This window comes from Streptomyces sp. NPDC088785 (assembly GCF_044750685.1).
Taxonomy (GTDB): Bacteria; Actinomycetota; Actinomycetes; order Streptomycetales; family Streptomycetaceae; genus Streptomyces.
Map to the genome: position 1 here is coordinate 112,895 of NZ_JBIVKH010000015.1, position 12,670 is coordinate 125,564.

General features: G+C 73.7%; 11 protein-coding genes. 9 read left to right on the plus strand and 2 right to left on the minus strand.

What is annotated here, in order from left to right:
* The first annotated feature begins 115 nt into the window (after positions 1–115).
* From ACIP5K_RS30535 to ACIP5K_RS30575, 9 genes are all read left to right on the plus strand, one after another.
* Entirely contained in the window at positions 116–3,007 is a 2,892-nt protein-coding gene (locus ACIP5K_RS30535) for a Na+/H+ antiporter subunit A (protein WP_401414736.1), read from the plus strand.
* Complete coding sequence (locus ACIP5K_RS30540) at positions 3,004–3,549, plus strand: Na(+)/H(+) antiporter subunit C (protein WP_401414738.1); 546 nt, start codon at positions 3,004–3,006, stop codon at positions 3,547–3,549. Before ACIP5K_RS30535 ends, ACIP5K_RS30540 begins: the two co-directional genes overlap by 4 nt.
* Positions 3,546–5,132, plus strand: coding sequence for a Na+/H+ antiporter subunit D (locus tag ACIP5K_RS30545; RefSeq protein ID WP_401414739.1), 1,587 nt, complete (start codon positions 3,546–3,548; stop codon positions 5,130–5,132). The genes ACIP5K_RS30540 and ACIP5K_RS30545 overlap by 4 nt, the downstream gene beginning before the upstream one ends.
* The gene (locus ACIP5K_RS30550) at positions 5,129–5,710 is read left to right on the plus strand and encodes a Na+/H+ antiporter subunit E (RefSeq protein WP_401414741.1); all 582 of its coding nucleotides are present in this window, start codon (positions 5,129–5,131) and stop codon (positions 5,708–5,710) included. The genes ACIP5K_RS30545 and ACIP5K_RS30550 overlap by 4 nt, the downstream gene beginning before the upstream one ends.
* Complete coding sequence (locus tag ACIP5K_RS30555) at positions 5,707–6,000, plus strand: monovalent cation/H+ antiporter complex subunit F (protein WP_401414743.1); 294 nt, start codon at positions 5,707–5,709, stop codon at positions 5,998–6,000. Before ACIP5K_RS30550 ends, ACIP5K_RS30555 begins: the two co-directional genes overlap by 4 nt.
* Entirely contained in the window at positions 5,997–6,359 is a 363-nt protein-coding gene (gene mnhG, locus ACIP5K_RS30560) for a monovalent cation/H(+) antiporter subunit G (RefSeq protein WP_401414744.1), read from the plus strand. Before ACIP5K_RS30555 ends, mnhG begins: the two co-directional genes overlap by 4 nt.
* Positions 6,360–6,492: 133 nt before the next feature.
* Positions 6,493–8,088 (plus strand): AMP-binding protein, encoded by a 1,596-nt coding sequence (locus ACIP5K_RS30565; protein WP_401414746.1) that lies wholly within the window; start codon positions 6,493–6,495, stop codon positions 8,086–8,088.
* Positions 8,089–8,105: 17 nt separating this feature from the next.
* Positions 8,106–9,107, plus strand: coding sequence for a Gfo/Idh/MocA family protein (locus tag ACIP5K_RS30570; protein ID WP_401414748.1), 1,002 nt, complete (start codon positions 8,106–8,108; stop codon positions 9,105–9,107).
* A 111-nt stretch (positions 9,108–9,218) separates the two neighbouring features.
* The gene (locus ACIP5K_RS30575; RefSeq protein WP_401414749.1) at positions 9,219–10,193 is read left to right on the plus strand and encodes a hypothetical protein; all 975 of its coding nucleotides are present in this window, start codon (positions 9,219–9,221) and stop codon (positions 10,191–10,193) included.
* 10 nt (positions 10,194–10,203) lie between these two features.
* Here the strand turns inward: ACIP5K_RS30575 and ACIP5K_RS30580 are convergent, their stop codons facing one another.
* The gene (locus ACIP5K_RS30580; protein ID WP_401414750.1) at positions 10,204–11,583 is read right to left on the minus strand and encodes an aminopeptidase C; all 1,380 of its coding nucleotides are present in this window, start codon (positions 11,581–11,583) and stop codon (positions 10,204–10,206) included.
* Between the two features lie 197 nt (positions 11,584–11,780).
* The gene (locus tag ACIP5K_RS30585; RefSeq protein WP_401414751.1) at positions 11,781–12,668 is read right to left on the minus strand and encodes a geranyl diphosphate 2-C-methyltransferase; all 888 of its coding nucleotides are present in this window, start codon (positions 12,666–12,668) and stop codon (positions 11,781–11,783) included.
* Positions 12,669–12,670: the final 2 nt, after the last annotated feature.

The following is a 12,670-nucleotide window of genomic DNA, read 5'->3' on the forward strand; positions in this document are numbered from 1 at the left end:
CAGGCCAGGCTATCTCCGCCGGAGTGCCGGGGGCAGCCGAACGGAGCAACGATCCGAGCACGCCGCCCGGCGCGTCTCACCCGCTATGCGCCATAAGTACAGATATGCATGGTTCATGACCTTGTTGGTCCTCGCACACTTCGCCGTGGCGCTCTGCGCCGCACCGCTGGTCCGCCGGGCGGGCCCGCGCGCCTTCTTCGCGCTCGCCCTGCCCCCGCTCGCCGCGCTCTGCTGGGCGCTGTCCCGGTGGAGCGACGTGGCGGCGGGCCGCCCGAGCACCGAGACCTGGACCTGGATCGAGGCCTACGACGTCGAGGCCGCCTTCCGGCTCGACGCGCTGTCCCTGGTGATGGTGCTGCTCGCGGCCGGGATCGGCGCGCTGGTGCTGGTGTACTGCGCCGGGTACTTCCGCCCCGGCACCCCCCGGCTGGGCCGGTTCGGCGGCAATCTGCTCGCGTTCGCGGGCGCGATGCTGGGGCTGGTCCTGGCCGACGACCTGATGGTCCTCTACCTGTTCTGGGAGTTGACGACCGTCCTGTCGTTCCTGCTCATCGGGTACGACAGCGAGAGGCGCGGCAGCCGGCGCTCGGCGCTCCAGGCGCTGAGCGTCACCGCGGCGGGCGGACTCGCGATGTTCGTCGGGTTCCTGATGCTGGGTCAGCTCACCGGGACCTACCGCATCTCGCGGATCGTGGAGGACCCGCCCGCGCAGAGCACCACGCTCGCGGTGGCGGTGCTGCTGATCCTCAGCGGGGCGCTGGCCAAGTCGGCGGTGTGGCCGCTGAGCCTGTGGCTGCCGAACGCGATGGCCGCCCCCACGCCGGTGAGCGCCTATCTGCACGCGGCGGCGATGGTCAAGGCGGGCGTCTACCTGGTGGCCCGGCTCGCCCCGGGCCTCTCGGAGGTCCCGGAGTGGCGGCCGGTGCTGCTGACGCTCGGCACGGCGACGATGCTGCTGGGCGGCTGGCGGGCGCTGCGCCTGAACGACCTGAAGATCGTGCTCGCCTACGGCACCGTCAGCCAGCTGGGGTTCCTCATGGTGCTCGCGGGCGCCGGGTCCTACGACACGGCGCTGGCCGCCGTCGCGATGATCCTCGGGCACGCGCTGTTCAAGGCGCCGCTGTTCCTCGTGACGGGGATCGTCGACCACGCGGCGGGCACCCGCGACCTGCGGCGCCTGTCCGGCGTGGGGCGGTCGCTGCCGTGGGTGTGCGCCGTCGCCGTCGTGGCCGGGGCGTCGATGGCGGCGCTGCCGCCGCTGCTCGGGTTCGCCGCGAAGGAGGCCGCGTTCGACGCGCTGGCCCACGGCGGCGCCGGTGAACGCTGCTCGCTCGCCCTGATCGTCGTCGGCTCCGCGCTCACCACCGCGTACACGCTGCGCTTCCTGTGGGGCGCCTTCGCGCGCAAGCCCGGGGTGGCCGACGTCCCGGTGCACCGGGTCGGCGCCGGGCTGCTCGCGCCGCCCGCGGTGCTCGCGCTGGCCGGTCTCGCCCTCGGCCCCGGCATCGGCCTGCTGTCCGGCCTCCTGGAGGAGTACGCGCGCGCCTACCCGGTGCCCGAGCACCCCTACCACCTCGCGCTGTGGCACGGCTTCGGGCCCGCGCTCGGCCTGTCGGCGCTCGCCTGGGCGGGCGGCGCCGCGCTGTTCCTGGCGCGGGAGCCGGTCGTCCGGCTCGGGCGGCGGCTCGCCTGGCCCAAGGCCGACGAGGTGTTCGGCCGGATCGTGCTCGGCCTGGAGCGCGGCTCGCTCCAGGTGACCGGTTCGGTGCAGAAGGGATCGCTGCCCGCGTACGTGGCCACCGTCCTCGCCGTCGTGCTCGCCGGGCTCGTCGCGGTCCTCGCCACCGACCGGCCGTGGAGCGGCACCCCGGCGCCCCGCCTGTGGGACTCCCCGTGGCAGGCCGGTGTCGGCGCGCTGACCTGCGCCTGCGCCCTGATGTGCCTGCTGGTGCAGCGCCGGATGAAGGCCGCCGTCCTCGCGGGGCTGACCGGGTACGGCACGGCCGCGCTGTACATCGTGCAGGGCGCCCCCGACCTCGCGCTCACCCAGTTCGGCGTGGAGACCGTGTCGACCGTGGTGCTCGTGCTCGTGCTGCGCCGTCTCCCGGTCTTCTTCGGCGACACCCAGCGCGTGCGCCGCCGCCTCACGGGCGTGCCGCTCGCCCTGGGCAGCGGCGCCGTGGTGGCCTGCGCCGTGTGGCTCGCGGCGGGCGCGCGCACCGACGCGCCCGCCGGGGCCGCGATGACCGAGGAGACCGCGCACCACGGTCTGAAGGACGTCGTCGCGACGATCCTCGTGGACTACCGGGCCTGGGACACGATGGGCGAGTCCGCCGTCCTCGCGGTCGCCGTGCTCGGTGTGACCAGCCTGCTCTACGTGCACCGCAGGCAGGGCCGGTCCGCCGCGGCCCCGGCGCGGCTGCCGGGCGGGGTGACGGCGTGGTCGCTGGCCTCCTCCCGGCTGCGAGTGCCGGCCAAGTACCGCCAGGGGGCGCCGGAGCGCAGCTGGCTGGTGGCCGGGGACACGCTCGCGCCCGAGCACCGCTCGGTCGTCTTCGAGGTGGTCGCCCGGCTCGTCTTCCACCCGATCCTGACGCTGTCCGTGTACCTGCTGCTGTGCGCGGAGAACCTGCCGGGCGGCGGCTTCGTCGGCGGTCTGGTCGCCGGGGTCGCGCTGACCATCCGCTACCTCGCGGGCGGCCGGCACGAACTGGCCGCCGCCGCCCCGGTGCACCCGGGCTTCTTCACCGGCCTCGGCCTCGCCCTGTCGACGGCGGTCGCCCTGGTGGGCCTCGCCGACGGGACGGTGCTGCACGCCTGGACCTGGCACGGGCACCTGCCGCTGATCGGCGACTGGCACGCGGGCACCGCGGTCCTGTTCGACCTGGGCGTGTACCTGCTGGTGCTGGGTGTGGTGCTGGACGTGGTCCGCGCGCTCGGATCCAAGATCGACCAGCAGACCGAGTACCGGGCGGGCCTCGCGCTCGCCGGTGAGGAGCGCCGGTGAGCATCAGTGCGACCCTGCTGGTCTGCGGCATCGTGCTGACCGCCGCCGGCGGCATGCTGATCCTGACCCGCTCGCTGACGCGGGTGCTCATCGGCATCATCGTGTGCGGCAACGGCGTCAACCTGTTCGTCCTCGCCTCGGCCGGGCGGGCCGGGCTGCCCCCGCTGCTGTACCCGGGTGTCCCGCACGCCCGGGTCACCGACCCGCTGCCGCAGGCCATCGTGCTCACCGCCGTCGTGATCACGCTCGCCACCACGGCGTTCGTGCTCGCGATGGCGTACCGCAGCAGCCAGTTGACCGGTTCGGACTTCGTGCCGGACGACATCGCCGACCGGCGCGTGGTGCTGCGCGCCCAGATCGCCGCCGAACGCGACGAGCTGCGGGAGCAGCACCGCGACGAGGGCCCGCGGGCCTGGCGCGCGGAGCGCCGCGAGCAGCGCCGCCGGATCCGCGCGGACCGCGCCTTCCAGGCGCGGGCCCGGGATTCCTGCGGCGACCTGTGGGACGACGTGCTCGGCACCGATCCGGAGGAGACCCGGTGAACGCTCTCGTTCCGCTGCCCGTCGTCATGCCGCTCACGGTGTGCGGCCTGAGCCTGTTCATCGGGCCCCGGCTGCGCTGGCTGCACCGCGTGATCACCGTCGGGGTGCTCGCCGCCGTCGTCGGCGTCGACCTGGTGCTGCTCGTGGCGTCCGACCGCACGGGCCCGCTCGTGGTCCACCTCGGCGACTTCGGGCCGCCGCTGGGCGTCACCCTGGTCGCCGACCGGCTGGCCGCGCTGATGCTGACGGTGTCCGGCGCCGTCACCCTCATCGTGCTGGTGTACGCGATGGGCCAGGACATGGCCGACCGGGAGGACAACGCGCCGCTGGCCGTCTTCCACCCGGCCTACCTGGTGCTGGTCTCCGGGGTGTCCCTGACCTTCCTCGCGGGCGACCTCGTGAACCTCTACGTCGGCTTCGAGATCATGCTGATGGCGAGCTTCGTGCTGCTGACGCTGGGCGCCACCGAACCGCGGGTGCGGGCCGGTTCGACGTACGTCGTCGTCTCGCTGGTCTCCTCCCTGGTGTTCCTCGCGGGGGTCGCCGTGACGTACGCGGCGGCGGGCACGGTGAACTTCGCGCAGCTCGCCGTGCGGATGCCCGAACTCCCGCTCGGCGTGCGGACCATGGCGGAGGTGCTGCTGCTCACCGTGTTCGGCGTGAAGGCCGCCGCGTTCCCCGTCGCCGCCTGGCTGCCGGACTCGTACCCGACGGCGCCGGCACCGGTGACGGCGGTCTTCGCGGGCCTGCTCACCAAGGTCGGCGTGTACTCGATGATCCGCGCGGAGACGCTGCTGTTCCCGGGGAACCGGCTCTCGGCGGTCCTGATGGCGGTGGCGTTCGCGTCGATGGTCATCGGCATCCTCGGCGCGGTGGCCCAGACCGACCTCAAACGGCTGCTGTCCTTCACGCTGGTCAGCCACATCGGCTTCATGCTGTACGGGCTCGCGCTCGGCAGCCGGGGCGGCATCGGCGGCGCCATCGTGTACACGGCGCACCACATCACCGTGCAGACGACGCTGTTCCTGGCGGCCGGGCTGCTGGAGAAGCGGTACGGCACCACGGAGCTGACCCGGCTCGGCGGCACCGCCAGGACGGCGCCGCTGCTGGCCGCCCTGTGGTTCGTGCCCGCGATGAACCTCGCCGGGATCCCGCCGCTGTCCGGCTTCATCGGGAAGCTGGGCCTGATGCGGGCCGGTGCGCGGGACGGCGGCGACTGGGCGTACCTGCTGCTCGCCGGGGCGGCCGTGACGAGCCTGCTGACGCTGTACGTGATGGTGAAGGTCTGGAACCTGGCGTTCTGGCGCGCGCCCGCGGTGACCGAACTCCCCGCGGAGGGCGAGGTGCTGGAGGAGAGCGACGATCCGGACTCGGCGCCCGAGGAGGGCTCGGGGCCGGTGACGACGACGGTCGTGCGCGCCACCGCCCGCATCCCGCGCGTGATGACGGCGGCGACCGCCGCCGCCGTCGCGCTCGGTCTCAGCTACACCGTGCTGGCCACCCCGCTCACCGGCCTGGCCGACCGCTCGGCCGCCGAACTCCTCGCCCGTACCCCCTACGTCAAGGCGGTGCTCGAACCGTGAAATCCCCCGCCCTCGCCGCGCGCGGACGCCGACTCGACTGGCCGCTGATCGCCTGGCTGACCGTCATCTGGATGCTGCTGTGGTCGGGGCTGTCCTGGGGCAACCTGATCGGCGGTGTCGTCGTCGCGGTCGTGCTGTGCCTGGCGTTCCCGCTGCCGGCCGTCGATCTCGCGCTGCGGCTGCGCCCGCGCGGCATCCTGCGGCTCGCCGGATACCTGCTCTACGACATGGTGGCGTCCAGCGTCGTCGTGACCCGGCTCGCCCTGTCGGGGCGGCGCCGGCCAGCCGCCGTGCTGCGGGTGCCGCTGCGCTGCCGTACGGACCTGATGATCGCGGCGACCGCCGTCGCCGTCTCCAGCGTGCCCGGCGGCGCGCTCGTCGAGGTGAACGCCGCGACGGCCACCCTGTACCTGCACGTCAGCGACGCCGACGACCCGGCGACGGCGCCCCGCGCGCGCCGGGACGTCTGGCGTCTGGAGGCCCTCGTCGTCCGGGCCTTCGGCACCCGCGAGGAGATCGTGCGGATCGCGGCGGACCCGCACCCGTCCGCCCCCACCGGAGAGGAGAGCGGCTCGTGACCCTGGCCGACGACATCCTGCTCAACGCCGCCCTGACCCTGATCGTCGTCGCGGGCGTGCTGCTGCTCGTCCGCATCTGGCGCGGCCCTTCCATGCTGGACCGGGCGGTCGCCGTCGACGTGGCGGCGGTGCTGATCATCGCCGGCATCGGGGTGGACGCGGCGATGACCCGGACCCGCTACTACCTGTCGATCATGCTGGTGCTGGCCTTCCTCGGCTTCACCAGTTCCGTCGGCATCGCCCGGTTCATCGCCTCGCGCGACCGCGCGGGGACCAAGGAGCGCCCGTGAACGCCTGGCAGCAGACGGCCGATCTGGCCGGGTCCGCCCTGCTCTTCCTCGGTGCCGCGGTCTGCCTGGCCGGCGTCATCGGAATGCTCCGGCTGCCCGACGTCCTCACCCGCAGCGCCACCGCGACCAACCCGCAGACCTTCGGCATGCTGCTGCTCCTGGCCGGCCTGGCGCTGCGGCTGCGCTCCGGGGTCGACCTGGGCACCCTCGCGCTGGTCGCGTTCTTCCAGCTCCTGACGAGCGCGGTGGCCGCCCATCTGGTCGCCCGGGCGGCGTACCGCACGGGCCAGACCGGCGACTGCGCCCTCCTCTACGACGAGTTGAGCGCTCCGGAGGCGGACCGGCCGCCGCGCACCTGAGCGCCCGGCCGGCCGCACGGCGGTGTGCGGCCCCGGCCGGGATCCGTGCGTCCGCGCCCTTCTGCGCGCGGGGTGGCGACCGGCACAATGCGGCAGCGGCCGCCCGGTCGCCACGCCCCCGAGGAGGCGCCCCATGCCGACCGCCACGGCTCCCGCCTGGACCTTCCGGCACCACTGGATGTCCCAGGCGGCCACGCACGCGATGATGCGCCCCGACCGGCCCGCGCTGCGCCACCTCGGGCGGACCACGACCTGGGCCGAGCTGTCGGGACGGTCGCTGCGGCTGGCCGCCGCGCTCGCCGGCCGGGGCGTCGGCGAAGGCGACCGGGTCGTCCTGCTCACCCTGAACCACCCGTGGTTCGTGGAGAGCGTGTTCGCGGCGAACAGCCTCGGCGCCCCGGCCGTGCCCCTCAGCTTCCGGCTCGCCCCGCCGGAGCTCGACGAGATCCTCGCCGACTGCACGCCCACCGCGGTGATCGTCGACGCGCGCCTGCTGCCGCTGCTCGACGCCGCGCCGAACGCCGCCTCGGTCGGCACGGTCGTCGTCATCGGCGACCCTCCGGACGGCGCGCGGGCCCGGGGCCTGCTCGCGTACGAGGAGTTCCTCGCGGCCCACGAGCCGATGGAGCTGCCCGACATCAGCGAGGACGCGACAGCGCTGATCATGTACACCTCGGGCACCACCGGCCGGCCGAAGGGCGTGCTGCTGTCCCATCGCAACATGCAGGTCCAGGCGCTCACCTGCATCCGGGCGATGGAGATCTTCGACGACTCCGACATCGGCTTCCTGACGGCCCCCTTCTTCCACATCGCGGGCCTGGGCTCGATGGTGGCGAACTTCGTGGTGGGCAGCACCGTCGTCATCCACCCGCTGGGGGCCTTCGACCCGCGGGAGGTGCTGGACGCCTACGAACGCGAAGGCGCCACCGTCGTGTTCAACGTGCCGCAGCAGTGGGACCTGCTCTGCGCCCAGCCGGACATCGACAAGCGGGACCTGAAGCTGCGGATCATCAGCTGGGGCGCCGCGCCCGCGAGCGACGCGACGCTGCGCGCCATGGCCGAGACGTTCCCCGACGCGCTGAACGTGGCCGTGTTCGGACAGACCGAGACCTCGCCGATCACCTGTGTGCTGCGCGGCGAGGACGCGCTGCGCAAGCTCGGCTCGGTGGGCCGCCCGATCCCGAGCATCCAATACCGCATCGTCGACGCGGACATGAACGACGTACCGGCCGGGGAGATCGGCGAGATCGTCTACCGCGGCCCCTCCGTGAGCCGGGGCTACTGGAACAGGCCGCGGGAGACGGCGGAGGCCTTCGCCGGCGGCTGGTTCCACTCCGGCGACCTCGTCACCCAGGACGACGAGGGGTTCGTCCGGGTCGTTGACCGCAAGAAGGACATGATCATCAGCGGCGGGGAGAACATCTACTGCGCCGAGCTGGAGAACGCCGTCGCCGCGCACCCGGCCGTCCGCGAGGTCGCGGTCATCGGCCGGCCCGACGCGCGCTGGGGCCAGGTGCCGGTCGCCTACGTGACGCTCGTCCCCGGCGCCGGGCTGACGCCGGCCGCCCTGACGGACTTCCTCGGCACGCGACTCGCCTCCTTCAAACGGCCCAAGGACCTCGTCGTCGTCGGTGAACTGCCCCGCAACGCGGGCGGCAAGGTGGTCAAGCCGCTGCTGCGGGCGCAGGACGCGGCCCGCCGGGGAACAGCGGGTGCCGAGGCGCAGTGAGCGGAGGAGTGGGCGCCGTGCCCCTGGGAGTGGCGGTCATCGGGACCGGGAAGATGGGCGCCGACCACGTGCGCCGCATCGAGACGGCGGTCGGCGGCGCGCGCGTCGCGGCCGTCGCCGACCTGGACGTGGAGCGCGCCCGCCGGGTCGCGGCGGGCCTCGACGGCTGCACCGTGCACGCCGACGCGGCCGCCGCGCTGGCGGCGCCCGGCGTGGACGCCGTGCTCATCGCCTCCTCCGGCCCCGCGCACGAGGAGGCGCTGGTGCGGGCGCTCGCGCTCGACCTGCCGGTGCTGTGCGAGAAGCCGCTGACGCCGGACGCGGCGAGCGCGTACCGGATCGTCGAGGCGGAGCGGCGGCTCGGCCACCGCCGCATCCAGGTCGGCTTCATGCGCCGCTTCGATGCGGAGTACCAGCAGTTGAAGGCGGTGCTGGACGCCGGCGGGCTCGGCCGCCCGCTGATGCTGCACCAGCGGCACCGCAACACCGCCACCCCCGGGCACTTCACCGAGCAGATGATGATCACCGACTCGGCGGCGCACGAGATGGACGTCACCCGCTGGCTCACCGGGCACGAGATCGCCGCCGTCCAGGTGGTGAAGCCCGCTCCCCCGCCCTCGTCCCCGGGCGGCGTGCCCGACCCGCAGCTGATGATCCTGGAGACGACGGGCGGGGTGGTCTCCGACGTGGAGCTGTACCGCAACGCGGGCTTCGGCGACCAGGTCCGGTGCGAGGCGGTCTGCGAGCACGGCACGGCACGGATCGGCGACGGCCACGCCATGGTCGTGCAGGCGGCGGGCCGGTGGGGCGGCGCCCTCGACCAGGACTACCTCACGCGTTTCCGGGCCGCCTACGACCGTGAGGTGCGGGCCTGGGTGGCGGCGACGCGGGCGGGCCGGGTCGTCGGGCCGTCCTCCTGGGACGGGTACGCGGCGGCCGCCGCCTGTGAGGCGGGCGTGACGGCCCAGCGGACCGGGCTGCGCACGCCGGTGGACCTCGCCGCCGACCCGCCGTTCTGACCGGCCCGCCCGGACCGAGGGGCCCGGGCGCGCCGCGGGGCAGAACCGCGGCCGCCCGTCCCCGCGTCCTCACCTGCGACCACCAGCCGCAGGACGCAGGAGAAGATCGGCTTGACGACGCGCACCGCCCCGGACGACCTGCCCCCGCCCCCTCGCGCCGACCGGCCCCGGCCCGGCGTCGTCCGCACGGCGGCCGGTGTCCTGTGGCGGCACCGGGCGCCGCTGGCGGCCGCCACGGGCCGTGTCGTCGCGCTGGCCGGTCTGGTCTGGCTGTTTCTGACGGCGACGCTGTTCGCGCTCTCCTGGCCGGTGTTCACCCGCATGCACGACCAGGTCCTGTTCTACCGGCACAACGAGGACCCGTACCTGCACGACACCAGCGGCCTGCGGCTCGTCGTCGCCTGGACGCTCCCGCTCTTCCTGCTGCTGCTCGGCATCGGCAGCGCGGCCGTGCAGCAGGCGTGCTCCCGGGCCGTGGCGGCCGGGACGCGCGACCCCGCTCGCCCGCCCGCCCGGCTGCGACCGATGCTGACGGTGTACCTGCTGCGCGGGCTCCTCGTGTGGACGCCGCCGGTGCTCGCCCTGGTCGTGGCGTACCGGCTGACCGGCCACCAGCTCGACACCCCGCTGCCGCTGGCCCGCGACTCGTGGGCGTACGCCGTCGTCTCGGACCTGCCGGTGGCGGCCTTCGCGGTGGCCGCCGTGCTGCGGCTCGCGCTGGCCCTCGCCCCGGCGGGCGTCGCCGACGGACTCGGCGCGCGGGCGGCGCTGCGCCGGTCCTGGGCGCAGACGACGACCCTCGGCGGGGGCGTGCGGGTGCTCGCCCTCGCCGTGCCGCTGGCCGTCGTCACCGCCGTCGTACTCCGGCTCGCCACGCAGGTCGCCCTGCCGCTGCGGCCCGCCGTGCGGGGCCTGGTCGAAGGGGCCACGGGGAACTTCTTCGCCGGGTACTACGCGGGCATCCTCTCCCCCGTGATCGTCGGCATCCTGTGCGCGGCGGCCCTGACCCTGCCCGTCACCTGCACCTCCCTCGCGGTCCTGCGGCACCGGCTGCCCGCGCGCGGCGCGGCGGACGGGTCGCCGTAGGGGCCGCCCGTCACCGGGCGAGGGCGCCCATCGGGTCCCAGGCCGGGAGCACGATCGGCGGCCGGTCCAGGGCCTCGGCCAGTTCCGGCGGCAGCGCGGAACGGCGCACGGCGACCTCGAAGACGTGCTCGCCGAACCAGGAGTCGTTCATCGTCCAGAAGCCCTTGTCGGCGCGCTCGCCGCCCCAGCTGTTCTCGACCCGCCAGCGGCGCGGCGCGCCGTCGACCACGTCGACGCCGGTGAACAGCATCGCGTGCGTCATCTGCGTCTCGTGGTGGAGGAGCCGCTCCGCCTTGTCCATCGTCAACGGCGCGTCGTAGACCCCCTCGTAGTCGTACAGGGCCGCGTCCCACAGTCCGAGGTCCGCGCGCATCATGCGACCGACGTCGCAGCCGAACCAGACGGGCTCGCCGCCCACCACGGCGTCCATGGTGAGCCGCTTGAGGAGGTCCATCTCCACGTTGAGATAGACCACGGGCGGTGCCTCGACGATGTTGCCGAGGTGCTCCACGGTGAAGGTGCGGCCCGCGGGGCTCGACTCGCGCGGGTCGTGGACCAGGCACACGTACGCGTCGAGGGGTATGCGTACGTACGCGTCCGCGAACTCGGCCGGGGTCAGCCAGCCCGCGCGGTGGAACTCCCGGTCCTTGTCCCGCCACTGCCACAGGAACCGCCGCGGGGGCGTGCCGAGGTGGATGCTGAGCACGCGGTGCACGGCGGCGAGGATCTCGGCCTTGTGCTCGCGCTGCGCCGGGGCGCCGTCGGCGGCGAGCCGGCGCAGGTCCCGGGCGCCGCGCCGCAGGAGGGTCTTCAGGGCCCGGTTCATGGGGCCGGTGGCCGAGGAGCTCTGCGTCTCGGGCATGGCGCTCTTCGGTACGAGGCCGTGCTTGGCGACCAGCGCCACGAACATGTTCCACTGCCCGCCGTCGCTGATGGGGTCGGCCAGCAGGTGCGCCACCGTCCGGTCGTCGACGTCGGCGCCGGAGGTCTCGATCATGGACTCCAGGAAGTAGTTCGCCCGCTCGAACTTGTCCCACCAGAGGACGTAGTTCTGGGAGAACTCGAAGTCCTTGACGCCGAGTTCGCGGGCGGCGCCGACCCGCAGCAGGTTGAGCCCCGCGAACATCCAGCAGCGCCCGCTCTTCTTCTGGTTGGTGACCTTCCAGTCGTCCAGGTGGTGGGAGACCGAGTGGTCGGCGGCGGTCACGATCCGCCGGTCCAGGGCGATGTCGTCCACGGAGGTCTGGGTGACGGCGTTCTGCATCAGCCGGTTCGCCGGCCGGGCGGCGAACTCCTTCTCGAGCATTTCGGTCCGGGCCGGGGTGAGGCGGCGGTCATCGGTGGGGCCGCGGTCGTCGGCCGGAGAGGGGTGCGAGTTTCCGAGCGTCACGGGGATCCGCTTCCAGTTCTCTCGTCGGCCCGTGGTCGCGCGGGCCTGGGGCAGGCAGGACGGGAACGCGGTTTCACCGTTCCACGGCGTTTCCACCCCAGTCAACGGCGTCCGGGCACCCTGTCCCGCGGGCCGCCGGCCCCGGACGGGGAAGAGGGCCCGACCGGCTGGATCGGGCCCTCTTCGGTGGGGGTGGGTCAGACGCGGTCGGCGGCGATCAGCACATACTGGAAGGAGCCGTCCTCGTAGGACTTGATGAACGCCTCCTCGATGCCGGTCACCAGCGACGAGGTGGCGCGCAGCTTCCAGTAGGGCAGGGTGTCGGGGGTGAGGTCGATGACGGCCTGCGGCACCAGGCGGTTGTCGGCCATCGCGCGCAGGTACTCGCGGCGGGAGTGGATGTTGCACTCGAAGTGGGCGTTGATCTGGGAGACCCACTTGGAGGGCTGGCCGTAGCGCGGGTTCCAGCAGCCGGTGATGGTGACGTAGCGGCCGCCGACCTCCAGGACGCGGGAGTGCTCCGCGAAGAGGTCGTGCAGGTCGACGTACATGCTCGACTCGTTGTTCCAGGACGCCGCGATCCGTCCGGTCTCGAACGGGGTGGCGAGCATGTTGCACACGCGGGCCCGCACCCGGTCCTGGATGCCGAGTTCGGCGGCGCGGCCGTTGGCGAACTCGGCCTGCTTGGCGGAGAGGGTGACGCCCTCGACGGAGCAGCCGAAGCGCTGGTTCGCCATCACCATCGACCCGCCGCGTCCGCAGCCGGCGTCCATCAGGGTGTCGTCGGCGCCGATGTCGCCGAGGTGCTTCAGGAGGAGGTCCGCCTGCGCGGACTCCAGCCGGTGGAGTTCGGCGACGAGCTTCTGCTCGCTCGCCGCGTCGCCGTCGCCGCCGAGTGCGGACTCGTCGACGTCTCCGATGCCGTAGTGGTGGTGGTAGAGACCGTCGACGTCACCGAGCCGCAGGTTCACGGGACGGGCCTCGCCGTCCCAGTAGCGGGCGATGTCCCCCTGGTAGGGCGTGGCCGGGTGGGGGACCTTGAGGGTGCGGCCGGCGGAGGGGACGGTGAGTTCGGTGCTGAGCACTA